The organism is Natrinema zhouii, from assembly GCF_013456555.2.
Lineage (GTDB): Archaea > Halobacteriota > Halobacteria > Halobacteriales > Natrialbaceae > Natrinema > Natrinema zhouii.
The window spans coordinates 2363279-2380703 of sequence record NZ_CP059154.1; the positions used below are offsets into that span (position 1 = coordinate 2363279).

17 protein-coding genes and 1 tRNA gene are annotated in these 17425 nt (G+C 64.5%); 7 read left to right on the forward strand and 11 right to left on the reverse strand.

Going from position 1 to position 17425, the window contains the following annotated elements; genetic code table 11:
• Window positions 1-14: 14 nt before the first annotated feature.
• The 3 genes from HYG81_RS30370 to HYG81_RS30380 are packed head-to-tail and all read right to left on the reverse strand — an operon-like array spanning window position 15 to window position 1942.
• Window positions 15-668: an alpha/beta hydrolase gene (locus HYG81_RS30370; protein WP_180839829.1), complete on the reverse strand. Its 654-nt coding sequence runs from the start codon at window positions 666-668 to the stop codon at window positions 15-17.
• Window positions 665-1288, reverse strand: a complete 624-nt coding sequence (locus HYG81_RS30375) for a VOC family protein (protein ID WP_180839830.1) — start codon at window positions 1286-1288, stop codon at window positions 665-667. Before HYG81_RS30375 ends, HYG81_RS30370 begins: the two co-directional genes overlap by 4 nt.
• Before the next feature lie 45 nt (window positions 1289-1333).
• Window positions 1334-1942, reverse strand: a complete 609-nt coding sequence (locus tag HYG81_RS30380) for an NAD(P)/FAD-dependent oxidoreductase (protein WP_180839831.1) — start codon at window positions 1940-1942, stop codon at window positions 1334-1336.
• A gap of 347 nt (window positions 1943-2289) precedes the next feature.
• On the opposite strand from HYG81_RS30380, the gene HYG81_RS30385 reads away from it, so the two are divergent.
• Window positions 2290-3384 (forward strand): glutamate--cysteine ligase family protein, encoded by a 1095-nt coding sequence (locus HYG81_RS30385; RefSeq protein ID WP_180839832.1) that lies wholly within the window; start codon window positions 2290-2292, stop codon window positions 3382-3384.
• 6 nt (window positions 3385-3390) lie between these two features.
• Here the strand turns inward: HYG81_RS30385 and HYG81_RS30390 are convergent, their stop codons facing one another.
• The 3 genes from HYG81_RS30390 to HYG81_RS30400 form a co-directional block, all read right to left on the reverse strand.
• Window positions 3391-6558 (reverse strand): thermonuclease family protein, encoded by a 3168-nt coding sequence (locus HYG81_RS30390; RefSeq protein ID WP_226375941.1) that lies wholly within the window; start codon window positions 6556-6558, stop codon window positions 3391-3393.
• 193 nt (window positions 6559-6751) lie between these two features.
• Complete coding sequence (locus HYG81_RS30395; protein ID WP_180839833.1) at window positions 6752-7951, reverse strand: C45 family autoproteolytic acyltransferase/hydrolase; 1200 nt, start codon at window positions 7949-7951, stop codon at window positions 6752-6754.
• A gap of 543 nt (window positions 7952-8494) precedes the next feature.
• The gene (locus HYG81_RS30400; protein WP_180839834.1) at window positions 8495-8821 is read right to left on the reverse strand and encodes a TRAM domain-containing protein; all 327 of its coding nucleotides are present in this window, start codon (window positions 8819-8821) and stop codon (window positions 8495-8497) included.
• A 398-nt stretch (window positions 8822-9219) separates the two neighbouring features.
• On the opposite strand from HYG81_RS30400, the gene HYG81_RS30405 reads away from it, so the two are divergent.
• Complete coding sequence (locus HYG81_RS30405) at window positions 9220-9486, forward strand: HalOD1 output domain-containing protein (protein WP_180839835.1); 267 nt, start codon at window positions 9220-9222, stop codon at window positions 9484-9486.
• Between the two features lie 388 nt (window positions 9487-9874).
• On the opposite strand, the gene HYG81_RS30410 is transcribed toward HYG81_RS30405, so the two are convergent.
• Together HYG81_RS30410 and HYG81_RS30415 are read right to left on the reverse strand one after the other, a co-directional pair.
• Window positions 9875-9949 (reverse strand) — tRNA-Arg (locus HYG81_RS30410).
• A 165-nt stretch (window positions 9950-10114) separates the two neighbouring features.
• Window positions 10115-10465 (reverse strand): hypothetical protein, encoded by a 351-nt coding sequence (locus HYG81_RS30415; RefSeq protein WP_180839836.1) that lies wholly within the window; start codon window positions 10463-10465, stop codon window positions 10115-10117.
• A gap of 391 nt (window positions 10466-10856) precedes the next feature.
• On the opposite strand from HYG81_RS30415, the gene HYG81_RS30420 reads away from it, so the two are divergent.
• Entirely contained in the window at window positions 10857-11438 is a 582-nt protein-coding gene (locus HYG81_RS30420; protein ID WP_180839837.1) for an AAA family ATPase, read from the forward strand.
• On the forward strand, window positions 11435-11848 hold the full coding sequence (locus tag HYG81_RS30425) for an RNA-binding domain-containing protein (RefSeq protein WP_180839838.1): 414 nt from the start codon (window positions 11435-11437) through the stop codon (window positions 11846-11848). Before HYG81_RS30420 ends, HYG81_RS30425 begins: the two co-directional genes overlap by 4 nt.
• Before the next feature lie 104 nt (window positions 11849-11952).
• On the opposite strand, the gene HYG81_RS30430 is transcribed toward HYG81_RS30425, so the two are convergent.
• From HYG81_RS30430 to HYG81_RS30440, 3 genes are all read right to left on the reverse strand, one after another.
• A complete protein-coding gene (locus HYG81_RS30430; RefSeq protein WP_180839839.1) occupies window positions 11953-12756 on the reverse strand; it encodes an ABC transporter permease in 804 nt (267 codons plus the stop codon).
• The gene (locus HYG81_RS30435; RefSeq protein ID WP_180839840.1) at window positions 12756-13790 is read right to left on the reverse strand and encodes an ABC transporter ATP-binding protein; all 1035 of its coding nucleotides are present in this window, start codon (window positions 13788-13790) and stop codon (window positions 12756-12758) included. The genes HYG81_RS30430 and HYG81_RS30435 overlap by 1 nt, the downstream gene beginning before the upstream one ends.
• A gap of 80 nt (window positions 13791-13870) precedes the next feature.
• On the reverse strand, window positions 13871-15046 hold the full coding sequence (locus HYG81_RS30440; RefSeq protein WP_180839841.1) for a CBS domain-containing protein: 1176 nt from the start codon (window positions 15044-15046) through the stop codon (window positions 13871-13873).
• Between the two features lie 243 nt (window positions 15047-15289).
• Between HYG81_RS30440 and HYG81_RS30445 the strand changes: the two genes are divergently transcribed.
• From HYG81_RS30445 to HYG81_RS30455, 3 genes are all read left to right on the forward strand, one after another.
• Window positions 15290-15523 carry a helix-turn-helix domain-containing protein gene (locus HYG81_RS30445; RefSeq protein WP_180839842.1) on the forward strand — a complete coding sequence of 78 codons (234 nt, stop codon included), beginning with the start codon at window positions 15290-15292 and terminating at the stop codon, window positions 15521-15523.
• Between the two features lie 126 nt (window positions 15524-15649).
• On the forward strand, window positions 15650-16180 hold the full coding sequence (locus tag HYG81_RS30450) for a 50S ribosomal protein L16 (RefSeq protein ID WP_180839843.1): 531 nt from the start codon (window positions 15650-15652) through the stop codon (window positions 16178-16180).
• A 367-nt stretch (window positions 16181-16547) separates the two neighbouring features.
• On the forward strand, window positions 16548-17420 hold the full coding sequence (locus HYG81_RS30455; protein ID WP_180839844.1) for an ATP-grasp domain-containing protein: 873 nt from the start codon (window positions 16548-16550) through the stop codon (window positions 17418-17420).
• Window positions 17421-17425: the final 5 nt, after the last annotated feature.

Below are 17425 nucleotides of genomic sequence, written 5' to 3' on the forward strand. Positions count from 1 at the left end.
GCGATCAGCCGCGGTCAGTCGACCAGCGCCGCGACCATCTCGGAGACGAACGTCAGTTCGTCCTCGTTGACGCCGTGGCCCATCCCCTCGTAGAACCGCTTCGTGACGTCGGCGTTCATGGACTCGAGTACGTCGGCCGTGTCGTCGACCCGCGCTCGCGGAATGTGCGGGTCGGTGTCGCTACAGCCGAGGAAGACCGGCGTCCCCTCGAGGTCGCCGGGATACTCGTCGTCGAGGTCATCGCCGATGAGCCCACCACTGAAGGCGGCGAGACCGCCGTAGCGTCGCGGGTTGCGGGCGAGGTACTCGCTGGCCAGACAGGCACCCTGCGAGAAGCCGAGCAGCATGACCCGCTCGGTCGGAATGCCGGCGTCGTTGGCCTCGCCGATCGCGTCGGTGATGGCCTGCAGCCCCGAACTCCGGCCGGGCTCGTTTCGCTCGACGGGCTCGAGAAACGAGTTCGGGTACCACGTCCGGCGGGCCGCCTGCGGGGCGAGGACGGCGACGCCCTCCTGAAGCACCTCACCGGCCAGCTGGATCATCCCCTGAGCGGTCGCCCCGCGGCCGTGGGTGCACACGAGCGCGGCCGTCGCGTCCTCAAGGTCGGTCCCGCCGGTCACGAGCGGCTGGTCCTGATGCGGGCCCTCGACGCGGTCGTCCGCGCTCATTCGACACCACCGACGCCGGTGCTGGCCTCGGGCAGGTCGTGTTCGATCAGCTCGAGGCCGAGCGCTTCGATCGCACCGCGGAGGTGCTCGTCCTTGGCGTAGTCGGACCCGTCGGCCTCGCGGAGTTCCTGCGCCTTCGCCAGCACCTCGCCGCGGCGGTCGTCGGGCACCTCGTACTTGTCCGTCGAGAGTTCGATGACCAGCCCGTTGTTGTCCGTGGTATAGATCGAGTGGAAGATCCCCCGATCGAAGACGTTGTACTGGTGGCCCGCCTCCTCGAGTGCCTCCATCGTGTCCTCGTAGTCGTCGGGATCGACGCTGAAACAGAGGTGGTGGACGGCACCGGTTCCACCGCGCTGGCCGCGCCGGTTCGACGGCCGGTCGTCGCTCACGAAGAAGGTGAGGATGCGGCCGTCGCCCGTGTCGAAGAAGAGGTGGGTCTGCGAGGGGTCGTCGAGGTTCGGCTGGCGAAGCACCAGCGGCATGCCGAGGAGGTCCTGATAGAACGCGATCGTCTCCTCCTCGTTGCTCCCCCAGATGGTGATGTGGTCCGTGCCCGTGGTGTGGACGGGGCTATCGGGGAGTTCAGGCGTGACTGGGTTAGTGGGTTGGTTAGACATGATGAATCTGGGTAGTCGTGAATCTGGACGGTCGTGAGTTCGGCGCTACTCCGCGAGCAGTTCACCGAAGACGCGCTCGGCGTCCGCGGGGACATCGAAGTCGTGGAAGTGCTCGCCACGTTCCTCCGACAGGATGTTCAGTCCCGCGGCAGCCCCGTCGCCGACGGCGATGGCGGCCTGCCACTCCTCGGCGCGGACCATCGCGCCGGTCGCGTACGCGCCCTCGACGCTCGTCTCCATCTCGACGCCGACGTCGACGGTGTCCTCGTCGGTGAACGCGACGCCGAGACCCTCGGCGAGCTCGCGGTTCGCACCGGTCGCGAGGACGACGTAGTCGGCGTCGTAGCTCCCGTTTTCGGTCTCGACCGCGAAGCCGTCGCCGGCTTCGCTGACGGCGGTCACGACTTCGCCCTGTCGGCGGTCGACGCCGAAGTCGTCGACCTGCTGGCGGGCCGTCGCCATGAACTCGCTGCCGCCGACCGACCCGATTCCGAGATAGTTGAACAGATGGGCCTTGTGCATCCACGTCTCGTCCGTGTCGAAGACGGTCGTCTCGAGGCCGTTCTTCGCGGTAAAGAGGGCCGCACTCAGTCCGGCGGGACCGCCGCCGACAACGATCACTGTCGCATCGTCCGCAGTCGTCTCGTCGCTCATCGTAGTTGCATAGTGTTACTGCAGGGATATCAATCCCCAGCAACCCCGAAGCCACCACGTAACATCAGTGTTAGTGGCTGTAGATGTCTCAGATCGCGCGATGTGGCCGGTCAGGTGACCGCTGTCGACGGGAACCACGACCTGCGCACGCAGGCTCAATTCATTCGCGTAACTCGTTCGTACCATCATATCCAACGGAAGAACTGTCGGCGGACGGTCCCGGTCGACGCGAACTTCCCCGCCCGTCTCACCCCGCTGGGACGGTCGCTCGCCGACCGCCGTCCGTCAGGTATGGCCCGGTGACGGCTTGCTCGAGGGCCAACCACTGCGCTCCAACAGACACATCCATGAACACTAGCCTCGAGGTGGAGTACTGGGTCGTCGACGACGCCGGTGACCTCGTCCCACCCGACACACTGCTCGACGTTTCGGAGCAAGTCGACCCCGAGTTCGTCGAGCCGATGCTCGAGATCAAGACAACCCCCTGTGGGTCGATGGCCGAGCTCCGCGAGGAGTTCGTCGGTCGGATCAGCCGCGTCGTCGACGCGGCACGGGATCGGAACAAGCGACTCGTCCCGCTCGCGACCCCGCTGAACGTCGCCCCCGCGGACATCCCCTACCGCGAGAAGGAGGGTACCGACCTCCAGCGCCAGATCGTCGGACCGACCTTCGACGACGCCCGCGTCTGCGCCGGCACGCACATCCATTTCGAGCAGTCGAACGTCGCCGATCAGCTCAACGCCCTGACCGCGATCGACCCGGCGTTCGCGCTGATCAACAGTTCGGCACACTACCGCGGCGAACGCATCCTCGAGTGCGCCCGGCCGTTCCTCTACCGGCGCTCGTGTTACGAGACCTGCCCGGAACAGGGCCAGCTCCAGCCCTACGTCGAGAGCGTCGCCGAATGGGACCAACGGCTCGAGGACGCCTACGACTCGTTCCGCGAGCGGGCGCTCGAGCGCGGCGTCGATATGGACGCATTTGAGGCCGAGTTCAGTCCCTACGAGGCAGTCTGGAACCCGGTCCGGCTCCGCAAAGCCATGCCCACGGTCGAGTGGCGCTCGCCCGACGCCGCCCTGCCGAGTCAGGTGCTTCAACTCGCAGACGACGTGCGATCGATCGTCACCCGCGCGGACGAGCACGGGACGGTCATTGGCGGTTCGGAACGGATTGCCCGGTCGGATGCAGCCGCCGACAGACCGCTCCGCCTCCCCGAGTTCGACACTGTTGAGTCGATTACGGACGCGGCCATCCACGACGGACTCGAGGGGGCGGGAGTCAGGGACTACTTGCGAGGGCTCGGATTCACGCCCGCGGAGTACGATCCGCTCGCGGACCAGATGACCGACTCGCGAATCACCGAGCGTCGCGCGAAGAAACTGCGGCTCGAAGCCGCGGACCGGCTCGAGGCCGACCTCGAGCGGCGCCGCGTTCGCGCCTGAATCGGATTATCGGCCGGGCGCGTTTCCGCTATTGCCGGGGCCGCCGCGATGTCCCGGTGCGTTGCCGCTGTTACCCGGCGAGCCACCGCCGTGACCCGGTGCGTTTCCACTGTTTCCGGGACCGGTCCCGCGGTGGCCCCGCGCGTGGTCGCTGTTTCCGGGTGCCTCGTTGTCTTCGTCCGTGCGGTCCGACGGATCGTAGGCCTCGAACAGCGGGAACGAGTCATTGAACGCCGCCGTCTCGAGGACCGCGGAATCGTCTGCGAGGTTCCGTTCCGCGTCGACGATCCGATCCTCATTGAACCGGAGGTCCGTATCGAGCCGGGCGGCGAGCCGATTCAGATTCCGCGTGTGATCGGCGTCAGCCGCCGCGCTGCCGAGCAGGACGACCGCACCGCCCTCGTTCCGATACTCGCGCAACGCGAGGAGTTCCCCGAACTCGAGTTCCCGCGCGGGCGCGGAGAGCAAGATGGCACGCGGGGGCTCCGACTCGTCGGGCAGCGTCCGTTCCAGATCGTTTATCTGGCGGAGCCGCGCGTCGACCCCCTCGAGGTAGCGGAGGTAGTACTTGCAGTCCTCGAGGGAGAGCGATCCCTCGGCGTTGAACTGACCCTGGCCGCCGGCGAGTATCACGTCGCCGTCGGTCTCCGAGAGGTGGTCGATCAGATTCGTCAGGAACGGGAAGTTGCCGTGGCCGCTCGTATCCGCGCCGAAGCCCTCGCTCTCCTCGTAGCGCTCGTCGATCAGTAGTCCGCCAACGAGCGCGACCCGACGGCGATCGTCGATCCCGACCAGCGGAACGTCGCCGTCGTACGCGACGCCGTCGCCCTCGAGGCGCTGCTCGGCGCTCGGGGCCGCCGACACGGCCACCCGGTCGTCCCGAACGCGACCGCCGTTCCGGCCTCGAGCGCTGCGAATGCTCCGGGCCGACGGGACGAACAACCTCTCGACGGGCTCGTTGCGAATTTCGGTGAGCGCGTCGAAGTCGGAGGCCGACCAGACGCCCCGACCCGCCGCGAGGGCGTCCTCCTCGAGCGCAGCGAACTCGTCGTGGGCCGCAAAGCCTGACGAATAGACGCGGGCGTACCCGTCAGCAACGATCCGGCGGTTGTAGTTCACCGAGAACGAGCCGGCGTCGAAGTCGGCCGTGAAGTCGTCGGGATCGTAGTGGAGGTAGCCGAGCAGTCGCCCGTAGTTCCCGCGTATCGGCTCCGCCTCGTCGAAGGTGAGCTTGACGTGGCGGCCCTCGAGATCGGTCTCGTCGACGGCCGCGCCGTCGGGTGCCAGCCGCTCGAGGACGAAGTCCGACGCCCGGTCGCCCCAGTCGTGGAGGTGATCGGTCGCGTCGTCGGGGACGCCGAACCACTCCTTCGGGCTGGTCTCCGTCGGCGGTGTCTCCGCAGTGTCGACGCCGACGTTGCGGACGGTCTCGCGGTAGCCGTACTCGGTGTCGAACTCGACCTCAACGGTGTCGCCGTCGAACACGCGAGTGACTCGGCCGTAGTACTCACCGTCGCGGTCGAACTCGATCCCGATTCCGTCTCGGTCTTCGAAGTAGTCGAACGCGGGCGAGAACTCCGTCGCGACCGGCTCGTAGACGGGGCCGGCGTTTCGGACCTCGTCTTCGACCTGCCCGCCGTTAAAGCGGAAGGCGAGATCGAGTCGGTCGGCGATCTCGTTCAGGTTCGCCGTTCGATCGTTCCCGCCGAAGTCCGACTGATCGAACAGGAAAACCGCGCCGCCGTCCGCGACGAACGACTCGAGGGCCGCGAGTTCCGAGTCGTCGAACGCCCACTGAGGCGTCGTGATCACGAGCCCGTCGGCGTCAGCCAGTCTAACCGAGCCCGTTTCCTCTCCGAGATACGCCTCGTCGAAGGCCGTCGTCGTGAACACGTGACTGTCCCAGCCCGACGCGTCGTCCTCGACCTGATCCGCGTTGAATCGGAAGCCGAGATCGAGCCGTTCGGCGACCTCGTCGAGGGCCCGGGTCTCGTCGTGACCGCCGTAATCGGCCTGATCGTGGAGCAACACGGCACCGCCGTCGGCGACGAACGACTCGAGGGCCGCGAGTTCGTCGTCGGTGAACGCCGCTGCGGGCGTCGTGATTACGACCGCATCGGCGTCGGTCTCGATACTCCCGTCCGCACCGTCGCTCGCGCCCTCGAGAACCGCCAGCAGGTCGTCAGCGGCGGTGACGGTGTATCCGTCGCTCTCGGCGTCGGCGATGAACGTCTCGAACCGGCCGGTATCGTAGTACTGGTCGTGGCTCTCGTCCCAGTAGACGGTCTCGCCGTCGATCACCGTGTCCCAGACGCCCCGGACGAAGGCCCGGTTCTCGTCGTGATCGTTGTCATCCTCGACGAACGGCGCACCGAACCCGACCACCCGATCGTCGCGGGTGATCAGCGGAATCCGTTCGTCGTCGCCGTACTCGACGGCGTCGGACCCGGTCTGATCGCCGTTCGTCGCCGTCGGTTCCGCCCACGCGAGGACCTTGCGGTCGTCGTCCGGGGCCAGGTGCGCCTCGGTGAGCGCGTCGCCGTCGGGCGACACTTGGCTCGCCGTTGAATAGAACTGGAGGGTCGTCCCGTCGGTCGCGAATTCCTCGAGCGCTCGCAGCTCGTAGCCGTTGTCTTCGGCGTAGCGGCGGAACGTCTCGTGGCTCGAGAGGTCCCAGTACTGCTCGTGGCTCTCGTCCCACAGCACCGTCCCGCCGGGCCCCAGCAGTTCGTCCCAGACGTTCAGCACGAACTCCTCGTTGCCGGCGTCGAACCCGCCGCGCTCGTCGCTGAGAAAGCCGGCGCTGCCGATCCCCAGCACGGATCCGTCCTGTGTGATCAGCGGAATCCGCTCGTCCTCGTATGAGACGACGTCGGCTTCGTCGGTTCCGTCGTTCGTGCTCGTCACGTACGCGTCCTCGGAGGCCCACGCGACGACGTGTTCCCCGTCGGTGAGCGGCGCGTATTCCGCGCTCACCTGTGACGCCGTCGAGTAAAACGAGAGAGACTCGAGCCCGTTGCCGGACGCCGAGTCGGCAGTCGCGAGCGCGTCGGACGATTGGGACAACGCGAGCGCACCCGTCGTCGTACCGAGCAACGAGACGAACGATCGACGAGCGATTCCGCTCTCACCGGTGGCTCGAAACGAGACCATGCCCACTATGACGTTCTTCATCACATGAAAATTTGTAATAGTAATACGTCGAACTATGTGATCTATATTCGCGACCGAGACGCGCCGACGGCCGACGGACGCGGACTCGGAGCCGAGAGTCGGCACTCCCTCGAGTCGAGAGGGCAGCAGACGACCGGAAACGACTGCCTCGAATCGGTCGAAGCGGACCGTGACAGACGAGACGGGATCTCGTTCAGGAGTTCGCTGCTTCGCTGGAGACCGCTCGGAGGCGTTGAAGCCACCGATCGCCCGTCCGGAGCGGCGTCGGGATCTCGTCGCCGAACGAACACCGCGCTGGCTCGGTCTCGCAGGGGTTGCCCATGACGATCTCGACCGTCGGAGACCCGCCCTCGAACACCGCCGCGCTCGCGGTCGTCAGCTGGCCGAAGGCGTGCTCGTCCGTCTCCGGTTCGGGATGCCGACAGATCGACTCGTTCCCCGGTCCGTTCTCGTGATCTTCCGCGATCTCCCAGAGGTAGTTGCGGTCGATTTCGTCGTTCTCTGCCTCGAGCAGCTCCGTCGCTCGCTCCCGGCGGCGTCGCGAACTCTCGGTCGTCTCCGAGCGCGACAGGACGAAGTGATTCGTCCGGGCGACGGCCCCGTCGTCGGCGACCGCGATCCGCTCCTCGAGGGGGTTCACCTCGAGCAACACGGCGTCGCTCTCGTCGGCCAGAAACAGCGTCTGTGCCATCAGCTGTCGCGTCGGGATCGATTCGAGCAGTTCGCGGGCGTCCGCGACGGTGGCGCACTCCTCGAGCACGCGCCGGACGACGGTGCCGTTGCGGAACTGCGCTTCGGGCTCGATATCGTCCCGATTCGCGTCGATGTAGGTGTTCGCTGCGACCAGTCCCCGGTCGTTGACGCCCTTGTAGAGCATGACCGTGCCGCAGGTGTCGACGGTCAGAAAGCCGTGGTAGTCGTCGATCGGCGGCTGTTCGACGACCGATTTGGGGCGCGCTCCTCGGCCCGCGATGTCGCGGTTCTTGAGCACGAGTGAGCCGTCTCCGGCAGCTCGCGGCGGCGAGACGAGCGCGTTCGTACAGCCGCGCGAGGGATCGTCGGCCGGCTCGTCGGCCAGTTCGTCACAGAGGTCGCTGTACGCGAAGGCGTAGGCCTCGTAGACGTCCGGCTCGACGTCGAGCGTCTCGGCCATCGCCTCGTAGGCCCGCACGTGCCGGTCGGGCATGCTCTCGCGGCTCCGGCGCGCGTACTCGAGCAGCGGCTCGAGGTCGACGTCCGCGTCGGCAATCAGCGACTCGAGTTCGGCGACGGCCCACTCGACGGCCTCACGTTCGGTTTCGGCGCGCCGGCGGGCCTGTTCGGCGTACGTGTCCGGTTCGGCAGTCGCGTTCGAGCCGGTATACGCACACGTCTCGAGGTCCGTGTCGTCCATATCGGAGAAAGGAGTCGAAACGGGTTGTATCGTCGGCATGAATGAATAGCCCGACACCGTGACAGCGGGTCGGTGGTCGCCTCGAGGGAGCGACGGCAAGCAAGCGAGCATCGGCGGCCGATGGGAAGCAATAGCGGCGGCTGGCGGGTACGTTCAGTGTCGAAAGGGTGTACACGTGTCGGCAGTGGGGATGGTGATCGTCGTACGACGATGATCAGTGCGTCCCCCGTATCCCCTGTGATGCCTGTGGCAGACGCTGCCGACATCCTATTTAACGTTAGTGGCCGACATTAGTGTATCGAAACTAATAATATATATTACACTATCCGGTCACGGGTCGGACCAGCGGCGACACGAACGCCGTCAGTCAGTGCTCCGGCCGTCCGATCCATCCGGACATCGAAAGACGGGGAATCGTTTCTACTGACGGAGCCGATCGCATCGAACGCGTCACTCGGGACCGCGATCCGGCGCGGTTAGCGGACTTTCCTGTCTGTAACAGATCCAATGGCGGCAGCTCCAGCGGAACGAATCGCCCGCCAGCTATTGCTCTGTGTCGACGAGTTCCGCTTCCCCGTGGGTCTCGTCGACGGCGGTGACTCGGACCGTGGCCTCGATCGCCACGATATCCGCCTCGAGAAAGAGGACGAACCCGCCCTCCGTTTTGCAGACGAGTGTCCCGTCGGCTTTCTCGTCGACGATGTCGACGGGAACCTCATCACCCGGTTCGGGTTTCCCGCCCAGAGGCTCCCCGCACCGCCAACAGTCGGTGTCATACGCTGCAGTTCCCTCCGGAGCGTTGTTCGCTCCGCATCGAGGTGTGTCGCACTTGATGAACGAGTCGTGTTCTCCGGGCTGATAGCGTCCCACGTCACCATCGATGTGACTGTCGCTGAAGAACGTACCGCTGGCACGACGCGAGGGGTAGAGACGGGTGTCCCTCGAGAAATTTCGGTGTTGCAACGACTGGTACCGTCGTTGTCTCCCGGTCACACCGGCGCTCTGGCCGTCCAATTCTTCGGGACAAGACGGTCCAGTCATGCGATTTCCCGCTCCTTCAGTGGCACAGCGGGGGTGATCACCGCGGACCCAGGGCGAGCGGAACTCCCGATCGATGCTACCGTCTGAATAAGCGGCTTCACTCCCCCTCAATATCAGATTTCCTCGAATGGCAACGCACCTCATGAAAACCGTTCAGAGCCGGTTGTCTGACGCACGTCATTAGAGGAACGTCTGGTTTTATATGTAGGAATCTGGCAGCGACGGGTGTGCAGAACACCCAATCAATCAGCCTCAAAGTCGTCGAGAAGATCGCCGAACGCGAACAGGTCTCACCAGCGGAACTCAAACCCCCGCTCCACTATGCGATCGATACGGACGCACTCAACTCGCTCTACCAATCAGACACCCCTGAGAGGGGACCGTCCAAAGTCGAATTCACGTACAACGGCTATACGGTAGTTGTCGATAGTACAGGAGACGTGGATATCCGGGATCAGGTCTCGGCATCGGGCCCTGACAAAACGATCGCGTGACCGACGCTGCGTCTCGGAGCTGAATTTCGATCTCTTCCTATTCGGGAGCAACACCGACCTCGGTGTCGACCTCGAACGACACCGCTCGAGCTGATAGTATTTCGGCAATTTCACGGTGCTACCCGAGCGTTCGGTCGTCGCGACGTTCTCGAGACGGTCGGCCCTCATTCGAGAGAGAATCGTATCGATCCGCATTCGGCAGGACTCTCCCTGACCGTCGAACTCGAGGTTGGATCCGTTCTTCTCGAGCGATATTCAAGTGGAAGGAATCGGCACGATGGGATTGTGAACTACGCCCGAGAACCTGCGCTTCGCGCAGAACCTCGGTCTCGTTCAAATCCCATCTCTATCTGTGATTCGCTCCTCGCGTCCGCTCGTCGCAGAATCACGGGCACGATGGGATTTGAACCCACGACCGTCGGATTAGAAGTCCGACGCTCTTTCCGGACTGAGCTACGTGCCCTCGAGTCAGAATCCACGACGGAACGGTATAAGCGGTTGGGATTTCTGCTCACAGTCGGCCACTCGCTTCGATCCCGGGCCTCGAGCGGGATCCCAGCGGCTGCTAGCCGACGAGTCGTCCAAAAAAGGCGTCCCGAAACAGCGTGATCGGCGTCACTACCCGGCGTCAGAACTCGACTTGCGTCTCGTTGTCGCTCTCGTTTTCGGTAGTGTCGTCCTCGGTAGTGGTGGTCTCGTCCGACTCGTTGTCCGTGTCGGTTTCTAGATTGCCGGACTCGTTACCGAGACCGCTCTCGTTAGACTCGTTACTCTCGTTTTCACCGGCGCCGAGCCCGTCGGACTCATTACTCTCGTTTTCACCGGCGCCGAGCCCGTCGGAGCCGTCCGACTCGTCGCCCGAGTCTTCACTCGATGTCTCATTGGATTCGCCGTCGTCCGAACACCCTGCCACTGCAGCAACCATTGTAGCACCGACTCCGGCCGTGAACTGACGCCGGTTGATGATCGTGTCTGTCATAAGTCGACACCAGTCCCCACAACGGACTGCCACATAACGGGCTATCTCTGTTTCATCGATCAGTTAGAGTTTGACTGAATCTTCTCAAATTCGAACGGTTGAGCGAGGTGCGACCGTCGAATACGTCGCTTTGATGCGAGACAATCGACAATAGTGACCTCGTAAAATGCAGCGACTCGAGCGAAGATCAATCATGCCAGAGTCGCCCCGAAGAACACGCTGAATGGGATTGTAACTCGACACGGACCGATCCGAAAACCGTTGCAATGAGACAAGGGGGATTACGGGATCGTCAGCGCGGCGCTCGCGAACGACGACTCGCGGCTCTCGGTCTCCGTTCGACGAGCGACGAACACAGCGTTTATGCACGACTCGCCGGTACGTCTGCTCAATGCACGTCATCGGAACGGTCGGACTTCCCGGAAGCGGCAAGGGGGAGGCCGCGACCGTCGCACGCGAGGACGGGATCCCGGTAGTGACGATGGGCGACGTCGTCCGCCAGGAGACGACCGACCGCGGGCTCGACCCCGCGACGGATCACGGCACGGTCGCGCAGGCGCTGCGCGAGGAAAACGGCCCGGCGGCGATCGCCGAACGATCGCTCCCGATGATCGAGGATCGCCTCGAGAGCCACGAGACGGTGCTGGTCGACGGCATCCGCTCGGGCACCGAGGTCGACGTCTTCGAAGCGGAGTTCGGCGACGCGTTCACGCTGGTCAGTATCGAAGCTCCTTTCGAGCTACGAGCCGAGCGGATCGACGCGCGCGGCCGGGACGCGAGCGAGGCCGAGGGCGGCGAGGGGCTGGCCGCCCGCGACGAGCGCGAACGCGGCTTCGGAATGGACGACGCGATGGACCGCGCCGACGTGGTCGTCGAGAACACCGACTCGCTCGAGGCGTTCCGCGAGCGGATCCGATCGATCATCCGCGGAACCGACGACGAGAAACGTGCCGAGGCCGAAGCCGACCCATGAGCGAGATCTACCGCGTCGACGTCGAGATTACGGCACCGATCTACGACACCGAGGTTACGAGTCGCGTGATCGACGCCGTCGCGAACATGTTTCCCACCGCCGACCTCGAGGAGGAGTTCGGCGAGGTCAGGGGCGAGGCCCACGAACTCGATCACTTCTCGGAACTGCTGCACCGCCAGGAAATCCTCGATACCGCCCGCGGCGAGTTCTTCGCCAACCGCGAGGGCGACACCTTCACCTTCGCGCTGAAAAAGCAGGCGGCCTTCGAGGAGTACGTCAACTTCTCGGTCGGCAAGCCGGACGAACTCGGCGAAATCGCCGTTCGCGTCCGGGTCGACGAACCGAGCCTCGAGGAGTACGTCGACCACATCGCACCGCCGACGGAAGACGGGCGGCCGGTCGACGCCTGAGGAACGACTCCGGCTGGCGGTCAGGACGACCGCGTCCCGTTCTCTATTTCCGATTTTCACTCGCGAGCGCCGCGAAACGGGTACTAATCACCGATCGCCCGATCTCAATCGGTCAGTCCGTAGCCGATCTTGAACAGGTAGACGTCGATCGCCAGGACGAGGAGGGTACACGCCGTGAGCACCGCGAGCGAGACCAGCGGCGCGAAATCGGTGTAGGGGCCGGGCAGGATGCCGACGCCGATCAGATCCGAGTGGCCCAGCAGCCCGAATCGGACGCTATCGACCATGTAGACCATCGGGTTCAGCAGCGAGAGGCCCACCTGCCAGGCGTGGTCGAACGTCTCGAGCGAGTAGAAGACCGCGCCGAAGAACACCAGCGGTCGGAGGATGAACTGGTTCATCACGGTCAGGTCGTCGAAGTCCCGTGCGACGAGTCCCCCGATAATGCCGAAGCCGGCGAACAGCGCCGTGATGACGACCATCGTCGCGATGAGGTAGAGGCCGTGTTCGATACTGATCGGCACGAACAGTCGCCCGACGACGGCGATGATGACGCCGACGATGAGGCCGCGCACCGCGCTGGCACCGACGTAGGCGACGACCATCTCGACGTACGAGAGCGGCGATGTCAGCGTCTCGTGAATGTACTCGTTCCACCTGCCGTGGAAGATCGAGAACGAGGCGTTCTCGAAGGCGTTCGAGATCGCGCCCAGCACGATGAGGCCGGGCACGATGAAGAGGATGTAATCGAAGCCCGCGATCTGGTCGATCCGGTTACCGAGGATCACCCCGAAGACGGCGAAGTAGAGCACGTTCGTGATCGCCGGCGGCATGAACGTGTTCTTGGGCCGGCGGACGAACCGCAGGATCTCCCGCCGGAAGAGCGCGCGGAATCCGACCGACAGCATCAGGCGACCCCCTCCTGCTCTTGCTCTCGCTCCCGTTCGGGCGACGACGGCTCCGTCTTACTCTCATCAGTGTCGTCGTCACCGCCCGCGCTTTCCGCGCCGGATCGGGTCACGGTCCGGTCCTCGCTCCGCGTCAGATCGACGAAGATCTCCTCGAGCGAAGTCCGGGTAATCTCGAGGTCGACGATCTCGTGGCCCATCGCCTCGAGGTCGTTGAGCAACTGCGGCGCGGTCGAGCCGCCGTCGTCGACGCGGACCTCGAGTCGGTCCCCCGATACCGTCGTTTCGTGTGCGTACGCGCCGAGTTCGGGCGCGCTCGCGGGCGCGGACTCGAGGCGGAGGGCGATGGTATCGGTGCCCCGCCCCTTGAGTTCGTCCGGGGTCGCGACCGTCACCTTCCGGCCCTCGTTCATGATTGCGACGCGATCACAGAGGCGTTCGGCCTCCTCGATGTAGTGGGTCGTCAGCAGGATCGTCGTCCCCTCCTCGTTGAGTTCGGTGACCAGCTCCCAGAGGTCGTGGCGGAGCTGGACGTCGACGCCGGCGGTCGGCTCGTCGAGGATGAGCAGGTCGGGCTCGGTGACCAGCGCTCGAGCGAGCAGCAGTCGGCGTTTCATCCCGCCGGAGAGCCAGTCGAAGCGCTCGTCGCGCTTGTCGTAGATCCCGACGCGCTTGAGGACCTCATCGGCCCGTTTGGCGGCTTCGTCGTCGGGGACGCCGTGATACCCCGCTTTGTTCTTCAATACTTCGCGAATCGAAAAGAATCGATCGACATTGAACTCCTGCGGGGCGAGCCCGATCGCGTCGCGGGCCTGCCGGTAGTCGTCCTCGACGTCGTGACCGAAGACCCGCGCCTCGCCGTCGGTCTTGCGGACCAGGCCGACTAACGTGTTGATAAACGTCGTCTTCCCCGCGCCGTTGGGGCCGAGCAGACCGAAGAACTCGCCCTCCTCGACGGTGAGCGACAGCTCCTGCAGGGCGCGCAGATCGCCGTACTCCTTCACGAGATCGACCGTCTCGATGGCCGGTGGCATCGGTACAGCGTCAGCCCCGGCTACGGTTAAACCGTTTGTTCGGGGAACACATCGCTCCAAAACGCGTTCGCGACCGTCTCTCAGTCCGCGGTTCGCGGTCGGCTCGAGGGTGCGATCACACCGCTCTGCTGGACGATATCGAACGCGGTCATCACGTCGGTTCGCGAGATCAGTCCGACGAGGTCGTCGTTATCGACCACAAGCAGCCGACCGATGTCGTGCTCTCGCATCCGATCGATCGCCGTCATCGCGTCGGAATCGGGGTCGATCGTCTTCAGCTCCGTCGTCATCACGTCCTCGACGGTGTAGGCATCGCGCTCGACCGGTTCGATCTCGCGGGCGTCGGTCAGCGTCACGAGGCCGATGAGTCGCTCCCCCTCGAACGCGTCCGTATCGACGACCGGATAGCCGGTGTGGCGCTCGGTGAACATTCGCTGGATCAGCTCCGCGACCGTCGTTTCGGGCTCGACGGTGTGGAGGTCGTCCGCGGGCGTCATGATGTCGCCAACGGTGACGTCCTGAAAGGCAGCCTTCATCGTCACCTGCTGAGCCTCGCTCGAGGCGGCGATGTAGACGAAGAAGGCGACGCCGATGAGGATGATGTTGCCCGAGAAGAGGCCGAACAACCCCATTAGAACCGCGAACAGTTTGCCGACGCTGGCGGCCTGCTGGGTCGCCTGCGCGTAGGGTTGACTGCGGGCGAGCAGTGCCCGCAGCACTCGCCCGCCGTCCATGGGGAACGCGGGGAGCATGTTGAAGAACGCGAGCGCGACGTTCAGGACGGCGAGATAGCCGAGGACGAATCGCGCGCCGCTGAGGCTCTCGGGGGTGACGACGAAGAGCGCGTAGGAGCCGACGCCGACCAGAATGCTGACGATCGGGCCGGCGACGGCGATGTTGAGTTCTTGTCGCCAGTCTTCGGGCATCTCGGAGAAGGCGGCGATTCCGCCGAACAGCCAGAGCGTGATCGACTCGATCGGAAACCCGTACCGTCGAGCGGTCAGCGAGTGGCCGAGTTCGTGGAGCACGACGCCGACGAACAGACCGATCGCCGCGGCCAGCCCGAGCAGCCACGGCAGCAGGCCGCTGGTAATCGCACCGATATCGATCCCCGCCGCTAACCCGTCGTTCAGTATTCCCGCGACGCCCTCGATCTGGGCCCCGATGAGATACGCGAACAACGGGAGTACGAGCAAGAACGTGAGATCCAGTTTGATCGGGATTCCGAACAGGGAACCGATCCGGAAACTCCTCATGTAAATTGGTTTTCGCGGCGGAACCTTAAATACGCCGCCGGGATAGTGAATTGTCCGCGTACACGCGACCCGTTCCGATACCGGCCGACGGCAATATGAGTTCACCGGTCGACGGCAACGTCGTGTCCACCCGACCGAACCGGGCGATCGAGTACCTATGTTATAAAACCACAATAATATTTACTAGGGCATCTATACTCTCTGCACCACAGACTTATACAGGAGTTCGTCGTAACTGTTAGTATGATGTTACAAGACGCGCAGACGACCGGCCGACTCAGCCAGCTCCCGACCGAACTCGACTCCGCACAGAGCAAACTCGTCTACGTCACCCTCGAGGCGACCGGTGGAGCGACGACCACTGACCTGAGCGACCTCCTGAACATGCAGCAACTCTCGATCCTGAGCGTGCTCTCCGCGCTCTCGAGCGAGGGCTTGATCGAGAAGACCGGGTCGGAGTACGTCGTCGCGAACTGAGTTCGGATCCCCACTGCCGGCGGCCGACCGCGTCGGTCATACCGGTTCTCGCTCGAGCCGACGGACGCGGCGCTTCGAAGCCTTTATCCGCCCGGTGGGCCTCCGTTTTTCTAAGTAACCACAACCATGTCAGACAAGCCTGCCTCCATGTACCGGGAGATCAGTAAGCCGGCCTACACGCGCCGCGAATACATTACTGGGATCCCTGGCTCGAAGATTGCACAGCACAAGATGGGCGACGTCAAAGCGGACCCCGACGACTACCCCGTCCAGATGAGCCTCATCACGGAAGAAGAGGTCCAGCTCCGTCACGGAAGCCTCGAGGCGTCGCGCCTCTCGGCGAACCGTCACATGCTGAAAAACGCCGGTGAGAACAACTACAAGATGATCCTGCGGAAGTTCCCCCACCAGGTCATTCGGGAGAACAAGCAGGCGACGGGTGCCGGGGCGGACCGTGTCTCCGACGGGATGCGCCAGGCGTTCGGGAAGATCGTCGGCACCGCCGCCCGAATGGGCGCCGGCGAGCGCATCTTCACCATCTGGTGTGACATCGATGACGCCGAGTTCGCCAAGGACGCGCTCCGTCGCTCCTACAACAAGATCTCGCCGCCGTGTCGCATCGTCATCGAGCGCGGCGAAGAAGAGCTTATCGCCTAGGACGAACGAAGTTTTGCTCTGCGGGCGCGGCTTCGCCGCGCCCTCGGCAAAAATTCGATTAAAAGCAACGGAAGACGTTCCTGCTCACTTCGTTCGCGGGCTGCGACTTCCGAGCCTTCGTTCGCTCCGCTCACGAAGACACTCCTCCCTCCGTTCACTCGATCCCGATAGTCACTCGTTCACATCAGTCGTCAGCCCGCTCGCTCGTGCCTTCGGCACTCACTCGCGGTCGTGACGGTGTGAACGCCTGCCCTCCCCCGAGTTGCGGGCTCCTCGCAGCGCTCGGAGCCCGCTCCCGGCCACCGCGTCTTGTGCTCGAGAATTCCGTCTCGAGCACCTTTTTGCCCGTCTCCCCCGAGTACCGCGTATGATCGATCTCGCGGTCGCCAACGACAAACAGACGTTCCGGCGGATGCGGGAGCCGCTGGCCGAGCGCGATATACAGGTTCACCACGTGCCCGTACGCGAGCGCACAGTCGCGCTCGGCGACCCGCCGTGGTCGCCCGACGACTACGACGTCGGCTTCGTCTACCCCGGCCGACTCATGGAGGGCGGGGTCGCCGACGCCCTGCTCGAGATCCCGTGGCTCAACGACCACGAAACGGTGTTGACCTCGCGGAACAAGGCCGAGGTGCTCGCGCGACTCGAGCGGGCCGCCCTCCCGGTTCCGGACTCCGTCTACGTATCTAACGAGGTCGGGGAGGCCGAGCTGGTCGACGTCTTCGAGCGATTCGAGCCGCCGGTCGTGGTCAAACCGAACTCGACGACGCGCGGCGTCGGCGTCGCGAAAGCCCACGACCTCGATTCCTTCCTCGGAATCTGTGACTACCTCTCGCTGGTCCACGACTACAAGGCGACCGGCGACCAGTCGTTTCTGGTCCAGGAGTACCTCCCGAATGCAACCGACTACCGGGTGATGGTGCTCGAGGGCGAGTACGTCGGCGCGGTCGAACGCCGACTCCCCGACGACGCGGTGCGCGAGGGCCAGTGGAAACACAACGTCCACCGCGGGGCGGAAGCGACCGGGATCGACCTCCCCGAACCGTGGCGCGACCTGGCCGAATCGGTCGCGGCCGAACTCGAAATTCCGTTCCTCGGCGTCGACCTGCTCGAGACGGGCGAGAAACTGGTGATAAACGAGACGAACGCGCGACCGACGATCGACGAGGAAACGAAGTACGAACCGCGGTTCTACGATCGGCTCGCGGCCGCGATCCGCGGGGCCGCTGAGCGAGACTGAGACGG

Coding starts and splice junctions, on each gene's coding strand:
- HYG81_RS30370 (WP_180839829.1), bottom strand. CDS start 668: ATGAGCGCGGACGACCGCGTCGAGGGCCCGCATCAGGACCAGCCGCTC.
- HYG81_RS30375 (WP_180839830.1), bottom strand. CDS start 1,288: ATGTCTAACCAACCCACTAACCCAGTCACGCCTGAACTCCCCGATAGC.
- HYG81_RS30380 (WP_180839831.1), bottom strand. CDS start 1,942: ATGAGCGACGAGACGACTGCGGACGATGCGACAGTGATCGTTGTCGGC.
- HYG81_RS30385 (WP_180839832.1), top strand. CDS start 2,290: ATGAACACTAGCCTCGAGGTGGAGTACTGGGTCGTCGACGACGCCGGT.
- HYG81_RS30390 (WP_226375941.1), bottom strand. CDS start 6,558: ATGAAGAACGTCATAGTGGGCATGGTCTCGTTTCGAGCCACCGGTGAG.
- HYG81_RS30395 (WP_180839833.1), bottom strand. CDS start 7,951: ATGGACGACACGGACCTCGAGACGTGTGCGTATACCGGCTCGAACGCG.
- HYG81_RS30415 (WP_180839836.1), bottom strand. CDS start 10,465: ATGACAGACACGATCATCAACCGGCGTCAGTTCACGGCCGGAGTCGGT.
- HYG81_RS30420 (WP_180839837.1), top strand. CDS start 10,857: ATGCACGTCATCGGAACGGTCGGACTTCCCGGAAGCGGCAAGGGGGAG.
- HYG81_RS30425 (WP_180839838.1), top strand. CDS start 11,435: ATGAGCGAGATCTACCGCGTCGACGTCGAGATTACGGCACCGATCTAC.
- HYG81_RS30430 (WP_180839839.1), bottom strand. CDS start 12,756: ATGCTGTCGGTCGGATTCCGCGCGCTCTTCCGGCGGGAGATCCTGCGG.
- HYG81_RS30435 (WP_180839840.1), bottom strand. CDS start 13,790: ATGCCACCGGCCATCGAGACGGTCGATCTCGTGAAGGAGTACGGCGAT.
- HYG81_RS30440 (WP_180839841.1), bottom strand. CDS start 15,046: ATGAGGAGTTTCCGGATCGGTTCCCTGTTCGGAATCCCGATCAAACTG.
- HYG81_RS30445 (WP_180839842.1), top strand. CDS start 15,290: ATGATGTTACAAGACGCGCAGACGACCGGCCGACTCAGCCAGCTCCCG.
- HYG81_RS30450 (WP_180839843.1), top strand. CDS start 15,650: ATGTCAGACAAGCCTGCCTCCATGTACCGGGAGATCAGTAAGCCGGCC.
- HYG81_RS30455 (WP_180839844.1), top strand. CDS start 16,548: ATGATCGATCTCGCGGTCGCCAACGACAAACAGACGTTCCGGCGGATG.